This window comes from Desulfosporosinus burensis (assembly GCF_054657535.1).
The window spans coordinates 162,269-184,156 of sequence record NZ_BAAHYN010000006.1 but is presented as its reverse complement, the minus strand read 5'-3'; the positions used below and the strand labels follow the sequence as shown (position 1 = coordinate 184,156).

Genomic DNA, 21,888 nt, shown 5'->3' with positions numbered 1-21,888 from the left:
ATATTCTTTACTGAAGAAGGCATTTCTATCATTATTTACATCCTTAAAAAAGCTCTCCCGTCATCGGACTTACAAAACTGTCTCCGTCAGTCGAAATTGATCCACATCGACCAGACCTAAATCCGTTATCTTCAATTCTGGAATCACTGGCAGAGAGAGAAAGGCTAAAGTCATAAAAGGGTCCACGTTTTTACTAATCCCCAGAGTTAGTGCTTTCTCGTGTAACTCATCTAGGATTTGGGCGACTGCTTCAGCATCCAGGTCCGTCATGAGACCTGCAATCGGCAGGGAAATCTTCCCGATCACCTGATTTCCACAAACTAGACAAAGTCCTCCACCCATTTCTACGCAAGTTTGAATCGCTAAATTCATTTCTTCATCGCTCATACCTACGACCACAAGATTGTGAGAATCATGGGCAACTGTAGAAGCAATAGCTCCTTTTACTAAGCCTAGTCCTTCCACAAATCCAACACCCACATTCCCTGTTCCATGATGACGTTCGAGCACCGCGATTTTTGCTATTTTCTGAGTAGCATCTGTTTGAACAAATCCGTCGTTGACTGGAAGTTTGCGTATCAAAGCTGAAGTAACTAGGGAATGACCCTGGACCCCAATAACCTGGACCTGAGCGAGACCTGGATCTGTAACTTGATTTGTAACAGGATCGGAATTTGGATCTAATTCAAGATTTAGATTACGTTTCGCCGAAACTCTAAGTTTTGAAGGAGACCAATTCCCAAGATGTACACTTTCCGTGAGTTCTGAAACACTAAAGTGTGAAAACCTTGGACGCTCCCCTCTAGTACTTTGTTTTACTCCGCGCCAATAGACTTCTTCAATTTCAAAGCGATCTAGGTCTTTTAAAATGACAAAATCCGCTTGATACCCTGGAGCAACTGCACCCAAACCATGAAGCCCAGTCGCCCGAGCTGCATTGATGGTCGCCATTTGAATTACTTGGATTGGGTCCATCCCTGCTTTAATTGCTAAGCGTACCAGATAGTCAATACTTCCTTCGTGGATTAGATCAGTCGGATGACGATCATCCGTTACCAAAAGGCATTGTCCGGAGTTTTTGCTCGTCACTGCTGGTAAGAGGTCCAAAAGGTTTTTAGCGGCGCTTCCCTCACGGAGCATAACATGAAACCCGCGGCGTAAACGATCTCTCATCTCTTCAACCGTTGAACATTCATGTTCGGTATGTATCCCAGCTCGATAATAGGCGTTAAGATCCTGCGCTGAAATTCCGGGGGCATGACCATCCTTAAAAGAAAGCGGAAGTTCTAACTTTTCCACCATGTCAGGCAGTGCTGCGATTACCCCATGAAAATCCATAACTTCTCCAAGTCCTATTACTCTAGGATGTTCTAAAAACTCGGACAAATCCTTTGCACCAAGTCTAGACCCAGATGTTTCTAAGCTTGTCGCAGGAACGCAAGAAGGTAGAGCAACATAGGCATTAAAGGGTAAGGTGTCGAGGCTATCGAGTATGTAACTAATTCCTTTGGTTCCCATAACGTTGGCGATTTCGTGAGGATCAACGACGGCCGTGGTTACGCCGTGAGAAAGAAGGAGTGAACAGAATTCCTCCGGACTGAGCAGCGAGCTTTCGATATGAACATGTCCATCGATCAATCCAGGAACAACATAATTTCCGTTCAAATCCAATTCCATCTCCGCATCTTTAAACGTTCCAATGCCGACGAAATATCCTTGGTGAATACCGATTTCCGTTTCATGAATTTCGCCCGAAAAAACATTAACTAACCTTGCCCTTCTCAGAACCAAGTCAATCTTTACCAGTCCCCGGGCCTCATCCATTCGCTGCTTAAAACTCGACATACTTATCTACGCTCCTATCATACTGACTTCCAAATGCAAGTCAGGGACGGTTCTTAAACTTGCATTTAAGAACCATCCCTGCTTCCTTAGACGTTGCACATGGAATGGACTTTGTGTACCATACAAGTCCCTACGCAAGTCCTACCCGCTTCATGACTCGGTTTAGACTCCGTGTCGAGCTCTCTTTAAGCCGAGGAACGTCGATCGTCAGAAGCTGTCGGTCTTTCATCACAATTTGTCCATCCACCATAGTAAGGCGCACATCGGATGATGTTACCTGATAGACAAGTTGTGAATAAACATCGACATGTTCGTTAGGCCAAGTGTGTAACCCCTGTAAGCTCACCACTGCCAAATCCGCTTTTTTCCCAACTTCCAAACTTCCCAAATCATGTTCATGACCTATAGCCCGTGCCCCACCTAGTGTGGCTAATTCAAATACTTTATGGGCTGGCATGACGGTCGGTCCGTGCAGGGGTTTTTGGATCAAAGCTGCGTGACGCATCTCTCGGAATCCATCGAGATTATTATTGCAGGGTGCCCCATCTGCAGCTAAGGATACCTCTGCTCCACGTTTGATAAGTTCTGGAATCGGCGCAATTCCTGATGCCAATTTCAAATTTGAAGAAGGGCAGTGGGAAACTCTCGTTTTTGTCCGGGTCAAAATTTCTTTTTCTGCTTCATCCAGCCAGATACAGTGTGCTAAGATCAACTTTGGACCGGTTAGCCCAACTTTGTCCAAATAAATAATATTACGCATCCCCCGTGTACTCTCCACTATCTGAATTTCCGAACGGTTTTCAGAGGCGTGGGTGTGCACAAAGGCGTTTTTCTTACGAGCAAGTCGGGATACTTCATTTAATAATGTATCGGTACAGGAAATAACAAATCGAGGTGTAAACGCCACTTCGAGACGGCCATTCCCTTGCCCGTGATATTTATCATATAAATTAACGCTTTCTTGTAAGGAATCTTCTGTCGATTCTTGCAACGAACTTGGTATATCACCATTGCAATCATCCATCATAACCTTTCCACTTAAAGCTCTCAAGCCACTGGAGAGGATAGCCTCAAAGGCATGTTCCGTATGATGCACAGTTTCCATGTCTACAATTGTCGTCGTTCCTCCAAGGAACAGTTCACCAATTCCAAGTAATGCAGAATCATATAAAGATTCTGGGTCATGTCCACCTTCTAGCGGCCAAATTTTTAGTTTTAGCCAGTCTAATAATTCTAAATCATCGGCCTGTCCCCGAAATAATGTCTGACATAGATGAATGTGAGTTTGAATCAAACCGGGAATTAACAGGTCACCACGGATGTCAATCACCTGATCGGCTGGCTGTTCGATGACTCCTCCAATTGCCACGATCCTTGATCCGTCGACAAGCAGATCACCCTGAATAATTTCACGTTGTGCATTCATAGTCACAATATTTGCATTTTTAAAGAGAATACGCATCCTATTCCATCCTTCCCCTTTACACGAAAGCGACCGAAAGGCGCCAAGCGTTAGGTTTACCTAAGACTATATAGAAGTCCGAAGTCCGAGATTAATAATACGAGCTGGGTTAAGTTATTGTAGTATGCCGCACGTCGATATAGCTCCTAGATTAGATTAACTATACTTCATATAGACTAGAAATTACACCAAAATTTTCTATATGGAGAGATGTGTTCCAGCCACATCTCTCCAAACTACTTTGTAAGTTAGATTAATGACCACCGATAATAAAGTGGATGATAAAGAGCACCGTGAAGACATACATAACCATATTGTTTTCCTTATGCCTGCCGCTCACTAATTTGATGAGCGTGTAAGACATAAATCCAAACGCGATACCTTGGGCAATCGAGAAGGTTAGAGGCATCATGACGATCGTCATGAAGGCAGGCAAAGCCTCAGTAAAGTCGTCAAAATTAATGTGAACTACTTCACTCATCATCAAGACACCCACCAAAATTAGAACAGGTGCGGTTGCTTGCCCAGGAATCAATCCGACCAGAGGAGCAAAAACAAGTGAGACTAAGAAGAGACCTGCAACTGTTACTGCAGTCAGTCCGCTTTTACCGCCCTCGGCTACGCCGGAGGCACTTTCAATATAAGAGGTTACTGTAGGAGTTCCCACTGCAGCTCCGAACATCGTTCCCACTGAATCTGCCATCAAGGCTTTTCCAGCACGGGGTAAATTCCCGTTCTTATCTAAAAGTCCCGCTTTACGTGATACTCCGAGTAAGGTACCGATATTGTCAAACAAGTCTACAAGAGTGAAGGCAAAGAGAATTGAAATAAAACCATAACTTATAGCTCCCAAAATATCCAGTTCAAACGCCACCGGTGCAATTGCTGCCAAAGGATTGGTCATTGAGATAAAACTGGATATTCCAGTTGGATACGGAGAAACGCTCATAATCATACTCAACACTGTCGTAGCAATAATCCCGATCAACAAACCGCCTTTAACTTTCCTAGCGATCAACGCGCCCGTAAAGATCAGACCGAAGACAGTGACGAGAACGCCCGCTGACTTCATATCGCCCAGTTTTACAAACGTGGCCTGGTCAGCTACAATAAGCCCACCGTTTTTAAGTCCAATAAACGCAATAAACAAGCCTATTCCTACCCCGATAGAAATCCGTAAGACGGGAGGGACACCTTCAATAATCCACTCTCGAACTTTCGTGACCGTCATGAGAAAGAAGACGACACCAGAAATGAAAACTGCACCAAGTGCGGTTTGCCAACTAAGTCCCATACCAAGAACAACAGTGTACGTAAAGAAGGCGTTAAGCCCCATTCCCGGTGCTAAGGCGATCGGATAGTTGGCATACAAGCCCATAATCAGGGTACCAAATGCTGCGGCAATGGCCGTGGCGGCAAACGTAGCGCTAATAGGCATCCCGGCGTCCTTTAAAATTATCGGGTTAACAAACAAAATATATGCCATGGTAACGAACGTGGTTACCCCTGCCAAAATTTCTGTCCGTACATTGGAACCTAATTCGTTAAGGTGAAAGAACCTTTCTAAAAAGCCTTCTGGTTTGTCTGACGGTGGATTCTTCTTATTTGTAACGGTTGACATGAACAGCCCTCCCATTAAAATAGGATTTTTTATCATTTGCTTCATTTCTACTTGGGTAGTTTAAGCTAAACCTACTAATTTTATTAAACTTAATGTGGCATGCTTCTTCGGATGGATTTTACGGTAATAATAAGTGCATCATAAATAATTAACACTTAAACAATACTTAACCTTTTGATCCTGATTCCTGATTCTCCCTTCTCCCTTCTCCCTTCTCGCTTCTCGCTTCTAACCTTTAACTCTTTCTCTCTTACCTCTCTGCTCCCACTATTCTCTTTCTTTTTACGCTCCCAAACCCTCCTTCTTGTCTGCAAGTGCTAGCAGAATTTTTTCTGGCGTCGCTGGTAATGATGTGATCCTCACTCCCACAGCGTCATCAATTGCATTGATGACCGCCGCAACCGTCGGAAGCATTGCAGGTTCTCCAAGTCCCTTGGCGCCGAAGGGACCTGTGCATTCTGCTTCTTCTACAAAAAAGGCTTCTATATTAGGCACATCTAAGGCCGTGGGAATCAAATAACTCGATAAGGCCGGGTTCTTGATTTTTCCTTCGTGTAACTCTAGCTCCTCAAGCAATGCATAGCCAATTCCTTGAGCTACACCGCCCGCAATTTGTCCTTCGACTTGTGTAGGGTTGAGAGCTTTTCCTACATCATGAACTGCGACGACTTTAAGGACATGAACCATCCCTGTTTCAGTATCTACCTCCACTTCAGCTACCTGACACCCAAACGCATAAGGCCAGTACGGTGCTCCCTGCCCGGTTTCAGGATCTACCGGAGTTGAACGCGCTGTCGAACTTTCTGCACTAATAAAGCGCTCACCTTGCAAACGCGCATGAAAGACCATTTCCTCGAGAGGCATTCGACGGGATGGATCCCCTTTGACTCCTATAAAGCCCTCTTTCAGCTCGATCCCCTCAGCCGTTGGACAAGAAAATTTGTGAGCAGCATAATCTAACAAACGAACTTTTGCTTGACGAACCGCTCTTAAAACAGCATTCCCCGTATTGTAGGTTTGTCGAGTCGCGGCGGTTGTCCCCGAATCCGGCGTAGCATCCGTGTCAGCAGAATAGACACAGATATCCTGAGCTTCAAGTCCAAGTTCTTCGGCAACGATTTGAGCATAAATTGAATTACTTCCCTGACCCACATCGACCGCCCCTGTCAGGACCGTCGCTGAGCCATCATCATGAATTTCCACATAGGCACTCGAGACGTCTGGGAAGCCATTCCCATAACCTGTCCCATACCAGGCACAGCCTAGACCGATTCCGCGCTTTTTCATAACCTGTCCTCCCCCTTTTGGAGATACGGTGCGATTTTTGCCAGACACTGATCAAGTGGGATGCTACCCGTTAAAACTTGCCCGGTGGCTGTCGTACTTCCCACTTTAAAATGATTGAGTAAGCGAATTTCGAGCGGAGTAATTCCCAATGCCTTGGCCAAGAGATCCATTTGGCTCTCATAGGCTAGAACTGTTTGAGCCGCTCCAAAACCACGCATTGCTCCTGCATATGGGTTGTTGGTGAAGACAGCATAACTATCAATGGACACGTTCGGAATGACATAGGGTCCGGTAGCGTGTACGGCAGACTTACGCAAAACATTGATACTCCAGGATGCATAAGCACCAGCGTCTCCAATAATTTTTGCTTCCATGGCCACTAGTTTGCCGTCCTTAGTTGCTCCAGTCTTATAATGCATCCGCATCGGATGGCGTTTCGAATGAGAATAAAACGACTCTTCCCGGTTATTTTCCATTTTTACAGGTCGGAGCGTTGTCAAAGCTAATAAAGCGGCAATAATCTGGAGCGAAATGTCTTCACGTCCTCCAAAAGCCCCTCCAACTGCTAAGGTTTTGACTTGGACTTGGCTAAAGCGGAGTCCTAGAGCATGGGCTATTTCGCCTCTGTCATAGTGGGCGTATTGGGTTGCAGTCTGTACTACCATGTGTCCTCGTTCATCGACATAGGCGAGCACTGCCTCAGGCTGCAAAAAGGCATGGTCGACATGTTGGGTATTATAATCATTCTCTATCACCACATCTGCCAAAGCCCAACCTTCTTCCATCGTTCCGCGACGGATTGGCATATGGTAGAGGACATTAGTTGGCTTGATCTCGGGATGAAGAGGGAGTGCCTCTGGCAACATAGCCTGCTCTGGTTCGAAAACCGCAGGCAGCACTTCGTAATCAACTTCAACCAGTTTAGCAGCAGCTCTGGCAATTTCAAGAGTTTCAGCACCTACCACGGCGACTGGGTCTCCGACCATGCGTATATACTCTGCTAAGACAGGTTGATCACGGAAAAGCACACCATGGGAATTATGCGGAACATCCTTTGCCGTTAAGACAGTGACCACACCCTCTAACTCCATTGCCTTATCGGTCACGATTTTGCGAACCCGTGCATGGGGATAGGGGCTTCGTACGATGACTCCATAGAGTTGATCTGGCAAATTCACATCCGCTGGGAATCTGGTCTGTCCGAAAACTTTTCCCCACGCATCTTCTCGGATAACACGGGAACCCACTACGGTCGTGTTCATTGTTTTCCCTCCTGAGAAGCTATTTTAACGGCACGCAGGATCTTATCATACCCTGTACAACGACAAAGATTTCCCGACATGGCCACCGATATTTCATCATCACTAGGCTGCGAATTCTTATCGAGGAGGTTTTTAGCAGAAAGCACCATACCCGGCGTACAAAAACCACATTGTACTGCGCCAACTTCGACGAACGCTTTTTGAACCGTATGAGGCTTGTGCCGATTCCCTACTCCTTCAATTGTAGTAATTACACTTCCATTCGCTTGAGCTGCGAGAACTAAGCAGGAGTTGACGGTTTTCCCATCGATTATAACGGTACAGGCACCACATTCTCCTTCGCCACATCCCTCTTTAGTTCCCATCAGGCCTAAACGATTGCGCAACACATCAATTAAACGTTCCTTGGGATCGATGTTTAAGGTATAGGGCTTATTATTGACAACTAGTTTCATGTCCATCATGCCATTAAACCCCCTTCTGGAATGAATGAAGCAAGTGCCTCTCTAAAGACCCCGGATACCGCTACCTGTTTGTACGGAGCTGACGCTCGAGCGCCTAAAGCTTCCCGAACGATCCTTTGTACTTGTTCGACCCCTTTTTCGATCCAAGCCTCATTTATTTCCTGACCGCTCAATTCTTGAGCGAGAGATTCACTTAAAAACGCCCGTCTGCCCACTGCTCCCAAAGCGACTCGGACATCGGTAGCCAGATCGCCCTCTATTTCGATTGCCACTGCGACACTGAGGCGAGCAATGGCTAAAGCACGTCGTCGACCTAGTTTTGCAAACCCACTTTGTAAACCTTTTAAAGGAATCCTGAATCCCCGGATGAGAGTATCCTGTGTCAGAAGTGGCGTACGACTTAATAAACGTTCTAATGAAACTACCTCGTCACCATTCCCAGAAATTAGCTCAACCTCTGCACCCAATGCTAGCAGCGGTGGTAGTCCGTCAGCCGCCGGCGAACAGTTGCCCAAGTTTCCACCAAGAGTCGCTTGATTACGAATTTGAGGAGAGCCCATCGTTTGGCAAGCGAGCCACAGAGCATGGGCATGCTTATCAATAAGTTCGTTTTGTCCCAGTTCAGCAAAGGTCACCATACTGCCAATCTCTAAATACTCTGGCGTTTTCCGAATTAATTTGAGATCAGAAATTTTGCCGAGATCAATGAGGGCGATCGGCTGAATTTTACCTGTTTGCATAAACAGTACTAGATCGGTTCCCCCAGCCAAAAAGGCAGCCTCGGATGTCCGGGCAATTTCCACAGCTTCTCTCACGCTCTGCGGTTGAAAATACTTCATTTTTCCCCACCCCCTCTATATTTGAACACAACAAAAAGCGACCGTGTATAAAACTCTATAAACCATCTGTTGGCTCATAGAGAAGCAATTACGGTCGCCTCGTAGAAACCCCTGACCCTATTATCAAGGATATATGAGATATAAAACATTATTCAATTCACATTACAGTATACAAATTCGCGATGAAATTGAATTATCCTCCCGAGAATAAAAAAAAAATTTAGAATTTTTATTATTACAATTTATCAATATTTTGGAAGTTGCAAGCGTTAAGTTAGGCGTCTATAGGTTCTCTTTCAAGCTGAGAGGTTCGAGTAAGTGGCTCGACAGAATACTTAGCAATACGGCGCTCCCAATCGCCCGAGCTTTCTCCGAAATTGTCCAACAGTATTCCTCACGCCCCCGAGGATCTATATCTCCAACTTTAACGAACGCTTCAACCGGAGTATCTGTTCGCAATAATCCTCTTAAAACGCCGTTTATCGATGAAACGATTTTCTCCTTAGCTATTCCGTCTTCAATCTCGCCTAAGCAATCCCCAGCCATGATCTGTTCTCCAATGTTTCTTTGCGCTTTGAATACTCCGGCTTGTGAGGAATAGACGACTCGTTCCTTGGAAAAACCTTCGATAACCCCCGGAATTCCCGTATTTGCCTGAGCAGTTCCAGAATAGATCAATTGGCCTAAGAAATGACCACGATTCGTCTCAACGACCACATCGACATCGATTTGTGCCGTGAAACCCGGCCCCAATCCAATCGTCAGCAGAGCCATATCTCGCTTGGTCCCTATGTTACGTTTGGCCAGGATCGCATCGATCAATATAGAAGGTTTAAGTTCTGGCAACTTCTCTAAATCAGGGTCAACTAAAATAGGTATTTCCCCAGCTTGCCAGGCAACTTCACACTCTTTAGAATGCTCCACTCGGCAAGCGCTAATTCCTTCCACCTGGCATCTACCTTCAGCCACCGCTGTCCCAAAACAGACTGGCCAACGAACCATGAGTGGCTTTGCCACCTCAGTCATTACGACTCTAAACCCTGCTCTAGCCAAAGTCCAAGCCACTCCAGAGGCTTGTTCTCCAGCACCCCGCACTAATACGACCGGCCCATTCATAACGAGATTCTTTTTCATAGGCTCGTTTCTCCTTACTAGTATCCTTTAGCAAATCCTTTACCCAAATCCGCAAACAGTATCTTTCTAGTAAACACAACACAAAAACCTTCTGTTTCAATGCTTCCTACTTAGGTCTAACGCACCGTTTAACTTGCTCCTACCCCAAGGAGCTTGAGAATGGATGGAAATGTCTAGAGATTAAGTTTAAGTAAGGCTCGATATTCTTCGGGTGTGTCGACATCTTGAAATATGTGTTCCTCCACCGGAAACTTGCTCCATCGTTCTGGATAGCGATATAAGACTTCCCTGCCGCCTTGTTCCCCTTTAAGCTCCAAAAGTTCAGATAGATAACGCCGATGGAAAAATACTGGAGATCCAGCCTTCTCTCCCGCCATCGGTACAAGAAAGTCTGGTTGAGTATCGAAGACTGCCTGTAGGCAGGCGGACAGACATTGAACCGATATGCCCACTTGGTCACCAGGTAAAAATCCGATCCCTTGCACCTCTGCGTTTAAGTCTTGCAAGCCCATACGGATTGTCTCCGCTAGAGGTTGCGGTCCAGGTGCCTGGTACCATATTCCACCGCAGGACTTAAATCTAGCTATACCCTTTGTCGGAATATATCTCTCAATCGGCAGTCTAGCTACAACAAAAACCTCAGCATTCGTGTGCCGAAGTTCAATTCCCTCTAGGACAGTCTGTAGAACATAAGCGAGCACCGTGGCTTCTTTCCATGGTAGCGCCAGCTTATCTTGCCCCATCCGAGTAGCTAGACCCGCAGCCATTACCACAAATCGCACCACTGAATTACTCCCTCCTTGGCATCCCCTACGGCAAGTCGCAAATGAATTGGTTTCTGTTTAAGATTACTAGCTTCCTCTTGAAGCTCAGCCCATTTGTGAGAAAGATCTCGTAAAAGATCGATATCCCCTATTAATTCTTGTTTGTCAGTGGGATCTGACGTTTCTGCCACTCCTCTGGGACTGTTCAAGAAAATGACCCACGAAAGATTCTCATATTGGGGAGCAAAAACGGGAGATCTCAAGAAATAGCGCCAGGCGCTCTCAGCGTTCAAAACACGCCCAATCAGGTCCGAACACCTTTCAGATCGGTGAACTTGATCTGGCTGTAGGACGTTTCCCCATAAACCCCGATCCAATACTATCACCGCACAATCTGATCGCAAAGGAATCTGGGGCTCATGGGACTCCCAGCACTTCAACCGAAGCCTTCGAGCCCCATCTCCCTCAATCACCCAACACCGTTTATGCAAGTTAGGGACGGTTCTTTCACTTGCATGGCACCCCAACGAAAGACGATCCGCGTCGATAGCTGCATCGACCGCTTCAACTGATGGACCGATCCATTTTCCGCTTTTATCCTCTACCTTGACATACCAAAAACAAGCACCATCTTGTTCCTCTGGCGGATCAGCACTTTTCCAAATGTACATCTGTTGCTCAGGAAAAACTTTTGTCGTCGTCGTAGCAATGACCTGCTGTCCGGCCGACTTAAGTTCCTGAGTGATCGAGCGCAAACAGGTTGTTTTTCCTCCAGCTCCTATAAACGTTACAACCTGTACACGTCTAATCATATCCCACAAACTACCAGATATGCAACCATTTCTTGACCGAATGTCTGAACTAGTCACGTTCTTCTCCTAACCTAGGGGCAATTCACCCAATTCACCCTCTACCTATAAATTCTACTCTGTTGTAGAGGCAATTCATGAATTGCTCCTACTTCTTATAGGGGGTTCCCTGTAAGGGAAGGGAACATCTAAGCTTGCCATCAAACTTATAATATGCTGAAGCAACCGCTGGTGCCGTTGGAATAGAGGCAATCTCGCCTACTCCTTTGGCGCCATAAGCCAGTGGGGAGGAATTCTTTTCTATAATCACCGATTCAACTTCGGGCATTTCTGTCGAACGCAGGAGTCCTAACTTTGCATACTTGGTTGTTGGTACACCATTTAGAAGGGGGAAATCCTCACGCAAAGCATATCCTAACCCCATACATACCCCGCCTTCGATCTGCCCTTCTATTGCTTTGGGATTGATAGCCCGTCCGACATCGTGTGCAGCGACAACTTTTTCTACCATTCCCTGCTCATTTAATAATACCACATGGGTTGCGTAACTATAAGCCACGTGACTAATCGGGTTCGGCTTATCCGAATCCATAGGGTCAGTTTCCCCCAAGTATTCTCCATCAAATTCGTGTCCATCTAAATCCTCAAACGAGGAATTATGCATAGCTTGTTGTAATTTTAGAGCAGCCTGACGCACTGCCTCACCACTAAACATGGTCTGGCGCGAAGCGGTTGTCGTACCAGAATTAGGCGTCATACAGGTATCCGGGGCTCCCACTTCAATCAGTTCGATTGATAACCCTGTTGCTTCATGGACGATCTGAGTTGCAATCGTAGCAAAACCCTGTCCAATGCAAGCAGCACTTGTCAGCACCAATGCTTTGCCATTAGTGATTTTTATTTTTACCCGCCCAGTATCAGGTAGGCCCACTCCAATTCCGGTATTTTTCATCGCACAGGCAATACCAGCAGCATGAGGATGGGACTCATACACCTCACGAACTGCACGTAGAGTTTCCTTGATTGCTGTTCCTTCATCCGTGATCTGACCTGTGGAATTTACCATTCCTGGTTCTAAAGCATTGAGATATCGAATTTCCCAGGGGGAAATCCCAACCTTTTCAGCTAAGAGGTCCATATTTGTCTCAGCAGCAAAAGAGGACTGCGGGACACCGAAACCCCTAAATGCGCCTGCCGGGGGATTATTGGTATAAACACATTGCCCAACAATATCGACATTCGCTAACTGATAAGGACCGCTAGCATGGGTACAGGCCCTTTGCAGAACCGCTGTACCTAACGAAGCATAGGCCCCAGTATCCGCCACGATTTTGGCGACCATGGCCGTAAGTTTGCCTTCTGCATCACAACCTGTTGTAACTTCCATTTCCATGGCGTGCCGCTTGGGATGAACTAAGATGCTTTCTTGGCGAGTAAACGTGAGCTTGACAGGTTTCTTCGTTTTAATCGCTAGCAAAGCAGCGTGATGCTGGACGCTTAGATCCTCTTTGCCGCCAAACCCGCCGCCAACCAGCTTGCTTATCACACGCACTTTTTCTGCTGGAAGACCGAGCATTGCCATAATCCCATGTTGATCGTCATAAACGCTCTGATCCCCAACATAAACCGTTACTCCCCCGTCTTCCTGAGGGATTGCTAAAGCACTTTCCGGTTCCATAAAAGCGTGTTCAGTAGGTGGAGTTGTATAGCGATTCGTAACGACATGAGCGGATTTAGCTAACGCTTCCTCAGTATTCCCTCGTTTAACCTTGGTCGTGCTCAGCAGATTCCCTTTCTGGTGAAGACGTGGGGCTTGATCTGCCAGGGCTTCAGTCGGACTGAGAATCGGTTTGAGCTCTTCATAGTCCACTTTAATCAAGTCCAAGGCTTCTTTGGCTTGTTTTTTCGTTTGAGCTGCTACTATGGCAATAGCATCGCCGATATACCGTGTTTCTTCTCCAATCGATACCATGGTCGGCCAATCATGAAAAATATGACCGTGATAGCGGTCTGCCGGAATGTCTTCTGCGGTTAAGGCAGCTTCCACACCTGGATAAGCACGTGCTGCAGAGACATCAATGTTTTTGACAAGAGCTCGAGGGTATTTGGTCCTTAGAACCGCTGCGTAAAGCATATTATCGACATGCATATCATCGGCATATTCACCCGTTCCCATAGCCTTTTCACGAGCATCCACACGTTGAACACTTGTACCAATTCTAGCCCCAGGCTGTAAAGACTTAGGGTGAATTTCCCCTCGTAATACTTGAGCCGCTAAGAAGATACCTTGCTCAATCTTTATATACCCTGTGCAACGACAAATATTGCCACGAATACTCTGTTTAATTTCCTGGGATGTGGGGTTATCATTCTTATCAATTAAGGCTTTGGCGCTGATAATCATACCAGGTATACAAAACCCGCATTGAACTGCGCCGGCTTCGGCGAAGGCCCATGTATAAGCTTCCTTTTCTCGCTCGGATAGACCTTCTACCGTTAGGAGTTTTTTACCGGATGCTTTGGCGACCGTTAATATACAGGCTCGCATCGCTTTACCATCAACCAACAACATGCAAGCACCACAAGCGCCTTCTCCACACCCGTTCTTCAAGGAAGTAACCTGAATTTCGTCTCGTAAATAATCTAGTAGGTTCATATCCTCTTGCACAGAGTAAACTGTGTCATTAATATCAATGTTATACACTTTCCTCAACCTTTCTCTTAAGGAATGGCTTACGGGGTAAATAGTTTCCCGTGGGTTTTTCTTCAATAAGATGCCCATTTTGAACAACTTGCTTGCCGCGTAAAAACACCTGAGTCGCTTGACCGGTCTGTTTAAACCCTTCGAAAGGAGTATAATCGACGTCTTGATGCAGTGAATCAACCGAAATTACGGATGAGATACGCGGATCCCAGACCACAAGGTCTGCATCGCTTCCAGGAGCAATGGTTCCTTTACGAGGAAACAGTCCAAATAATTTTGCCGCATTCGTAGAAGTTAGGGCCACGAATTCATGAATTGATAGTTTTCCAGTCATAACCCCATAAGTGTAGAGCAAACCCATCCTAGTTTCCACTCCGGGCGCTCCGTTGGGGATTTTACTAAAATCGTTAAAACCTAACTCTTTTTGTCCTTGATAGTTAAACGCACAATGATCCGTCGCCACAACATCCAAAATCCCCGTTTGCAGACCTGACCATAACTCTTGCTGATGATCAATGGATCGTAAGGGTGGAGAAATCACATACTTAGCACTATTAAACCCTTCTAAGTTGTAATAGCTGTTGTCTAGCAAAAGGTATTGTGGGCAGGTTTCAGCATAAACCTCGATTCCTTTCAGCTTAGCCTTCGTCACTGCTTGGAGCGCACCCTTGCAGGTGAGATGGACAATGTAGAGAGGAGCTTTTGCAATTTGGGCAAGGGCTATAACCCGGGCAGTCGCTTCCTCTTCTGCTTCTGGAGGTCTAGTTAAGGGGTGATATTTCGGCGAAGTTTTTCCTTGAGCGACAGCCTCGTGGACTAAATCATAGATGACATCCCCATTTTCACAATGAACACAAACAAGTGCGCCACTCTCTCCGGCATGGCGTAAAGCTTGTAATAAAGCACCGTCATCCACTTGCAAAATATTTTTATAGGCCATATAGAGTTTAAATGATGGCACACCTTCCACTTGAACTAAATCCGTGATTTCTTGCGCTATTTGTTCATTCCAATCTGTGATGGCCATATGAAATCCATAGTCCACATAACACTTACCCTCGGCCTTGGCATGCCAATTTTCCAAAGCCTCTTTCAGGGTTTCTCCTTTAAACTGAGTGGCAAAATCAAGGATGGTCGTTGTCCCACCCAGTACTGCTGCTTTCGACCCCGTGAAAAAATCATCCGCTGTAGAAAACGTTCCCATCGGCAGGTCAAAGTGGGTATGCGGATCAATCCCCCCCGGAAATAAAAAGCAGCCATCCACATCTATCGCCTGATCTCCAGGTTGCTTGATCTCGTAGCCTATGGCCACAATTCTCTCGCCTTCAATGCGGACGTCTGCTTGATACATATCTGCAGCCGTAACTATCGTTCCACCGTTTAACACTATACCCATGTTCATTTCTCCTTTGCGAAGTGCGATGCACGATGCGCGATGCGCGAACATCGGACTTAGAATTCCAAACCCCGGCCAGCGGACCTTTAAACCTTCATCCCTCGGACTTCGCACCTCGAACCTCGAACCTCGATGCAGAGCACTTCTCGAAGTGCGATGTTCGATGCGCGATGCTCGAACATCAGACTTAGAATCCCTCTGCGCTCATCCTTATTCAAAAAAAAGCTGCTCAAACCAACATTCGCTCTACTTATATACTATGGAAACATTCAGATTTTGCTGTATGCAGAACTCTACATGCCTTTAATTCTTCTAACCCTGCTGCACATTCTAAATAACCTTGAGTGTTCTGTATGCACTCTCATATATAGGATACCTACTTGAGATGGAGTTTTACCCCCATCTCAAGTCTTGTTATACTAATTTAGGCGTAAGCGTAAATACGAGCCTTAACTTCCAACTACAAACCAATCTTAAACTATGAACCTCGAACTCAAAACTCGAACATCGCTCCTCGCGCATCGAACCTCGCTTAAGCGTATATATGGGTCCCCGTCTTTCCCGCAACAGCCTCTTCCAAGGACTCTGGATTAGTAATGATCGCTTCTTTTCCGCCATTTTCTAAGAAACTAATCACCGCCTGAATCTTAGGAAGCATACTCCCAGGGGCAAAATGGTTTTCTGACACATATTGCCTTAATTCTGCTAAAGTCACCTTATCTAAAGCTTTTTCATTAGGCTTACCATAGTTTAGATAAACTGTCGGTACACCCGTTGAGATGATTAACAAATCAGCCTTAATATCTGAGGCCAAAAGACTAGTAGCAAAATCCTTATCAATTACGGCGTCGATACCCTGCAACATGCCATCTGCGTTTTTGACTACAGGAATTCCGCCACCACCTACACTGATAACACAATAGCCATCGCGTACCAGCTTATTGATAACATCTTTTTCTACAATCTCTTGAGGTAGCGGAGAGGCAACCATCCGGCGATACCCTCTCCCAGCATCTTCAATCATAACCCACGATGGGTTAGCTTTTTGAATTTGCTCAGTTTGCTCCTTGGTGTAAAATGATCCAATAGGTTTGGATGGTTTCTGAAAGGCTGGGTCATTATCCGAAACCACAACTTGTGTCACAACTGTAACAGCGGTTTTATCCATACCTCTTTTTCTGAATTCATTATCCATGGCTTGCTGAATTTGGTAACCGATAGCCCCTTGCGTATCTGCCCCACAGCTGACCAACGGCACCTGATGCATCGCTGCAACATCCTTAGCAATCTCGGACCTTCTTAAGATAAACCCAACTTGTGGACCATTGCCATGAGTAACAATCACTTCATAGCCCTGCTCGATCATACCGACAATATGCTTAGCTGTTTCTACAACAGCCTGATATTGATCCTCAACGGACTCATGCGCGTTATCACGAATCAGAGAATTCCCACCGATGGCTACTACAGCTAGTGTACTCACAGTTATTTTCCACCTACCAACAGGGTCATAACAGCTTTAGCTGTATGCAAGCGGTTTTCAGCAGCATCATAGGCAATCGAGTGTGGTCCATCAATGACTGAATCCTCAACTTCATTGTTACGGTCTGCAGGTAATGCATGCATATACATAACATCTTTGCTAGCAGTAGCCATTTTGGCTTCCGTGCATTTCCAGCTCTTATTGGCAATAAGCGCATCGTCAATAACTGCAGTGGCGCCAGAAACAGAAGCCCCAGTTTGGTCAGTAACCCAGTTGCCCCAGCTCTTAGGAATAACGATATCTGCATCTTTATAGGCAGCAGCTTCATCATGCGTGATTGTCAAAGTTCCACCATGCTTCTCTGCATTCTCTCTGGCTTGAGTAATAACCCACTCAGGAAGCTCCCAGCCTTTTGGATATGCCAGCCAGACATCCATACCATAACGAGGGAAGAGAAGAACTTGGGTTACAGGCACAGAAATCGGTTTCTTGTGGCTCTCAGCGTACGCCCAGATGATCGAAATCTTTTTACGTCTTAAATCTTGATGTTTCTCTTTAATCGTCAGCAAATCTGCCAAACCTTGGAACGGATGATAAAGGTCATCCTGCAAGTTCATGATCGGAACTGCTGACCATTTAGCCATTTCGTTCAAGTACTCGTTACCGCGACCCCAGTTGCAATAACGGCAAGCAATCATGTGTCCAAAACGGGAAAGAATAATCGCGGTATCCTTCGCAGTCTCACCATGAGCAATCTGCATACTGCTAGAATCCAAGAATCCAGCATGACCGCCCAATTGAGCCATACCAGCTTCCATCGAGTTTCTGGTCCGGGTGGATTGCTCAAAGAACATTAAAAAGCCAGTTTTGTTATGAAGGTAATCAGTATCTTCGCCCATCGCAAACTTCCTCTTAAGATCCAAAGAAACCTCAAGCATTGTGTCTATTTCTTCTTTAGTAAAGTCCTCTAAGTTAATAAAATGTCTTCCTCTAAATACTGTATTCATTTATTATTCCTCCTAAAAATTATGGTTTATTTTATTTCAGTAGCCAATTAGGCTACAAACTCGTTAACTTATCTCGACGTCCGCTGTAACCGAAGGTTACCACCGGAGCGCAGTAGCGTTAACCGAAGGTCAACGCCGAATCGCGACAAAGCCCCAGTCGTCCCCAGCCAGGCGGGGCGTTATTACAGAGTGAGCACGTTAGTGAAGTTGCGTTAAACGGAGGTTAGTGCTGAGGCGTGAAGAAACGTCGAGGTTGACTTGCAGAAAGCTAGGAGGTTTCGACGTTTTAGCCTCAGTGCTGACCGGAGTAGCAACGGAACGTGTGCGACGGCGTAATCACGACTCGCCCCGTTTTAGCCTCAGCGCTGACCGGAGTAGCGACGCAACGTGTGCGAACGCAGTAATGACGCCTTGCTCCATACTACTTTTTAATCTCTACTAAATTCTCCGTATCCTTTGGCATCTTATCAGCATAGTCTTGAACATAAAGAGTAGGGATAGCTGCATACATAGCTGCACAATCCACCAGTTCTTTTTTCCAGGTCCGCTCATTGGGAGCATGTGCTTGGTCCTCGTGTCCTGGTCCGAAACCGATGCAAGGAATTCCATAGCGTCCCATGATCGAAACACCGTTCGTGGAGAATGTCCACTTGTCTACCACTGGATCTTTACCGAATAATCCTTTGTACGCATCTTCAAGAGTACTGGTTACTGGATGTCCTTCTTCGATAAGCCAGGTTGGGAAATAGCATTCTGTAGGATAAACTAGGTTAGTATAGGATGGTCGATCATACATGTACATTGTAACTTCTGCACCAGCAGCTTTGACTGAAGGAAGGTTTTTAATTTGTTGAACTGCATATTCCCATGATTCTCCCGCAGTTAAGCGACGATCGACAGAAATCCAGCAACTATCTGCAACTGCACAGCGTGAAGGGGAAGTATGGAAGATTTCCGAAACTGTCAAACTCCCTTTACCAAGAAACGGATGGTCCATAAGGTTTTCATGTAAGCTACGTAGTTCTTGTAGAATTGGAGCCATTTTGTAAATTGCATTGTCGCCACGCTCTGGAGCCGAACCATGACAACTAACACCTTTTGTCAATACCTTAATTTCCATCCGACCACGATGTCCACGATAAATCTTTCCATCGGTTGGTTCGGTAATGACCACAAATTCAGGTACAACTTTGTCTTCTTTAATAATGTACTGCCAGCATAATCCATCACAATCTTCTTCCTGTACGGAACCGACAACCACCAGGGTGTAATCATCTTCTAAGCCGAGATCTTTGATAATCTTTCCAGCATAAACCATCGATGCCATTCCACCGATTTGGTCAGAGGCACCTCGTCCGATAATAATCTCATCATCTTCAAACCCTTTATAAGGGTCATACTGCCAATTCTCCAGGCTTCCTACGCCCACTGTGTCAATATGCGCATCCATAGCAATTAGGTGTTTTCCATGACCGATATAGCCAAGAACGTTACCTTGAGGGTCAATTTCAACTTTATCAAAGCCGACTTTTTCCATCTCTTCCTTGATGCGAAGCACTGTCCCCTTTTCATCACAGCTTTCTCCCGGGATGGCGATAAGGTCTCTTAAAAAGCGACTCATTTCGGGTTCATATTTCTTGGCCAGTTCAAGAACTTTTGCAAAATCCATTTTCAAAATAAATTCCCCTTTCAGTACTGTTGGATTATTGGTAGTTCAGGTCACCCATTAGATAACCTGTATGGTCGACATGCTTTATTATATTGCAAAAACCATGCCAAGCTATCTTAAAAATTAAATTTATTCATTTTATCGTGATTAGTCGTATCGTTCCCTAGAATTATTTTTTTATCACGTTATCCCAGTTCTCAATTTGAGACACCTGATAAAGCGGATTGAAACCATAAAAAGTCTGGAATAGCTGCCAATTCGACAATCTTCCCCGTGAGTCTCATTTTGATACAAACGTCTATCTTTGAAACGCCGATTCTTGGAAGAATGGGGATTCGAAGTCAATATACCTACTAAGAAAAAGTTCTATTCTCACCAATTTGGTATTCCTTAATCTTACGATAGAGAGATGCCCTGCTAATTCCTAATAATTTTGCCGCATCTTCCTTATGCCCCTCAGTATCAACCAAAGTCAACGCTTTCATAATCGCTTCCCGTTCTAGCACTTTTAGGTTTATCGGTGAATGTTTGATTTCTGGTTTATCCTCTGTTTTGATCCTTTGTGGCAAGGTATCAGCAGTAATCATCCCCCCAGCTACCATTGTGACACAGTATTCAACGACATTACCTAGTTCTCGGACATTTCCAGGCCAAGTGAAGTGGGATAGGATTTCAATAGCTTCCGGAGTAATTCCACTAACCTTTCGATCGGTTACGGTAGCATAATAATCTAAATAGAAGTGAACTAGTGTTGGGACGTCCTCTAAACGTTCACGTAATGGAGGAATCGTTAAGGGAATTACATTTAAACGATAATAGAGATCTTCCCGAAACTCCCCCGTTTTTACCATGTTATCCAAATCTCTGTGAGTGGCGGCAATCACACGTACGTCCACTGGAATTGAACGTGTACTACCTATACGCTCGACTCTGCGTTCTTGTAATACTCTTAATATTTTTACCTGTAGGTGAAGGGGCATGTCCCCAATCTCGTCCAAAAAAAGCGTCCCATTGTGAGCCAGCTCAAATTTCCCGAGTTTTCCGCCTCGCTTCGCACCTGTGAACGATCCTTCTTCATATCCGAACAATTCACTCTCCAGGAGATTCTCAGGAATGGCCCCACAGTTTATGGCGATAAACGTATGCCCTTTTCGTTTACTGCTCTGATGGATAGCCCGGGCAAAAAGTTCTTTTCCTGTTCCACTTTCTCCTTGAATCAAGAGGGTTGCCTTACTGGGAGCTACATGTAAGGCCATGGCCTTTATATCTTTCATCTTTCTAGATTCTCCGATAATCTGCGAAAAATGGGTTTCAATATCACTGACGGTGGCCGCTTTGACCAACTTCTTAATTTGTTGAATATCCCTAAGAGTAATGACCGCCCCCTCAATCTTTCCTTCCTTTTTAATCGGCACAACATCACAGTAAAGTTGAGTAGCCACCCTCTTTCCTTGGATGTTTCCAGAAAACGTCTCGCCACGTTCAACGACCTGCCATAGTTTTTTGTCATCCAACAAGTGATATAAAGCCTGTTCTTCTTGCTCATCAATATCTAACAATTTACCAGCCAAAGTGTTGAAATGAGTCACTTGTTGCTGATCATTGACCAATAAAATCCCATCATGCAATAGATTTAATACTGTGATTAATTGGCTGGTTATAAGGTCTCGATCGTGATTCTGTTGAATTTCTGCTGCCTTCCCAACCAGGAGTTCCGCCATCTTTTCCAGAAAGAGCAGGAGGGATTGTTTATTGTCCATCAGCCGCTTTGTTTGCTCTTCATCAAAGCTCACTAAGCCAATAACCCCTATGATTTGATCATCAATGCGGATAGGTATAGCTACTTCCGCATATTCAACACAGTTTCCCCTGCAGGGACAGGGCTGGCAGAGTTCGTTGAAGCCAGGATTGTCAATGATTACTGGCTCCCCTGTTTTGATCACATGCCGATAAACAAAACCATCGTCCATTGGGCCACCACATTTGCTTTTATACTTCCCGGTTCCGGCAACCCGAATTAGATCGATATCGGCAATTTCAACTTCAATTTTCAGGGCTGCAGCAATAGCGTCTGCAGTTTGTTGGACCGTACTCTTAATACTGCGCAGGTGATACAACATGCTTCACACCTCATATTATTTG

At 45.4% G+C, this 21,888-nt stretch carries 16 protein-coding genes and 1 riboswitch; all 16 genes read right to left on the bottom strand.

Annotation, left to right across the window (positions count from 1 at the left end):
• Positions 1-69: 69 nt before the first annotated feature.
• The 16 genes from ade to ACYQ3Q_RS12270 all read right to left on the bottom strand — a co-directional run bounded on the left by ade (position 70) and on the right by ACYQ3Q_RS12270 (position 21,866).
• Positions 70-1,845, bottom strand: a complete 1,776-nt coding sequence (gene ade, locus ACYQ3Q_RS12345) for an adenine deaminase (RefSeq protein ID WP_459928839.1) — start codon at positions 1,843-1,845, stop codon at positions 70-72.
• 130 nt (positions 1,846-1,975) lie between these two features.
• On the bottom strand, positions 1,976-3,307 hold the full coding sequence (locus ACYQ3Q_RS12340; protein ID WP_459928838.1) for a 5'-deoxyadenosine deaminase: 1,332 nt from the start codon (positions 3,305-3,307) through the stop codon (positions 1,976-1,978).
• Positions 3,308-3,560: 253 nt separating this feature from the next.
• Positions 3,561-4,928 (bottom strand): NCS2 family permease, encoded by a 1,368-nt coding sequence (locus tag ACYQ3Q_RS12335; protein WP_459928837.1) that lies wholly within the window; start codon positions 4,926-4,928, stop codon positions 3,561-3,563.
• Positions 4,929-5,210: 282 nt separating this feature from the next.
• The gene (locus ACYQ3Q_RS12330) at positions 5,211-6,215 is read right to left on the bottom strand and encodes a xanthine dehydrogenase family protein molybdopterin-binding subunit (protein WP_459928836.1); all 1,005 of its coding nucleotides are present in this window, start codon (positions 6,213-6,215) and stop codon (positions 5,211-5,213) included.
• A complete protein-coding gene (locus ACYQ3Q_RS12325) occupies positions 6,212-7,477 on the bottom strand; it encodes a xanthine dehydrogenase family protein molybdopterin-binding subunit (protein WP_459928835.1) in 1,266 nt (421 codons plus the stop codon). The genes ACYQ3Q_RS12330 and ACYQ3Q_RS12325 overlap by 4 nt, the downstream gene beginning before the upstream one ends.
• Positions 7,474-7,941: a (2Fe-2S)-binding protein gene (locus ACYQ3Q_RS12320; protein ID WP_459928834.1), complete on the bottom strand. Its 468-nt coding sequence runs from the start codon at positions 7,939-7,941 to the stop codon at positions 7,474-7,476. Before ACYQ3Q_RS12320 ends, ACYQ3Q_RS12325 begins: the two co-directional genes overlap by 4 nt.
• A complete protein-coding gene (locus tag ACYQ3Q_RS12315; protein WP_459928833.1) occupies positions 7,938-8,780 on the bottom strand; it encodes an FAD binding domain-containing protein in 843 nt (280 codons plus the stop codon). Before ACYQ3Q_RS12315 ends, ACYQ3Q_RS12320 begins: the two co-directional genes overlap by 4 nt.
• Positions 8,781-8,837: 57 nt before the next feature.
• Positions 8,838-8,937: riboswitch (purine riboswitch) on the bottom strand.
• A 125-nt stretch (positions 8,938-9,062) separates the two neighbouring features.
• Positions 9,063-9,914, bottom strand: coding sequence for a selenium-dependent molybdenum cofactor biosynthesis protein YqeB (gene yqeB, locus ACYQ3Q_RS12310; RefSeq protein WP_459928832.1), 852 nt, complete (start codon positions 9,912-9,914; stop codon positions 9,063-9,065).
• A 173-nt stretch (positions 9,915-10,087) separates the two neighbouring features.
• Positions 10,088-10,699 carry a nucleotidyltransferase family protein gene (locus ACYQ3Q_RS12305; RefSeq protein ID WP_459928831.1) on the bottom strand — a complete coding sequence of 204 codons (612 nt, stop codon included), beginning with the start codon at positions 10,697-10,699 and terminating at the stop codon, positions 10,088-10,090.
• The gene (gene yqeC, locus ACYQ3Q_RS12300) at positions 10,681-11,547 is read right to left on the bottom strand and encodes a selenium cofactor biosynthesis protein YqeC (protein WP_459928830.1); all 867 of its coding nucleotides are present in this window, start codon (positions 11,545-11,547) and stop codon (positions 10,681-10,683) included. Before yqeC ends, ACYQ3Q_RS12305 begins: the two co-directional genes overlap by 19 nt.
• An 88-nt stretch (positions 11,548-11,635) precedes the next feature.
• On the bottom strand, positions 11,636-14,191 hold the full coding sequence (gene xdh, locus ACYQ3Q_RS12295; protein WP_459928829.1) for a selenium-dependent xanthine dehydrogenase: 2,556 nt from the start codon (positions 14,189-14,191) through the stop codon (positions 11,636-11,638).
• The gene (gene hydA / locus ACYQ3Q_RS12290; protein ID WP_459928828.1) at positions 14,184-15,587 is read right to left on the bottom strand and encodes a dihydropyrimidinase; all 1,404 of its coding nucleotides are present in this window, start codon (positions 15,585-15,587) and stop codon (positions 14,184-14,186) included. Before hydA ends, xdh begins: the two co-directional genes overlap by 8 nt.
• A 532-nt stretch (positions 15,588-16,119) precedes the next feature.
• Positions 16,120-17,070, bottom strand: a complete 951-nt coding sequence (gene arcC, locus ACYQ3Q_RS12285; RefSeq protein WP_459928827.1) for a carbamate kinase — start codon at positions 17,068-17,070, stop codon at positions 16,120-16,122.
• 2 nt (positions 17,071-17,072) lie between these two features.
• Entirely contained in the window at positions 17,073-18,077 is a 1,005-nt protein-coding gene (locus ACYQ3Q_RS12280) for an ornithine carbamoyltransferase (protein WP_459928826.1), read from the bottom strand.
• A 421-nt stretch (positions 18,078-18,498) separates the two neighbouring features.
• Positions 18,499-19,746: a YgeY family selenium metabolism-linked hydrolase gene (locus ACYQ3Q_RS12275; RefSeq protein WP_459929034.1), complete on the bottom strand. Its 1,248-nt coding sequence runs from the start codon at positions 19,744-19,746 to the stop codon at positions 18,499-18,501.
• 353 nt (positions 19,747-20,099) lie between these two features.
• Positions 20,100-21,866, bottom strand: a complete 1,767-nt coding sequence (locus ACYQ3Q_RS12270) for a sigma-54-dependent Fis family transcriptional regulator (protein WP_459928825.1) — start codon at positions 21,864-21,866, stop codon at positions 20,100-20,102.
• Positions 21,867-21,888: the final 22 nt, after the last annotated feature.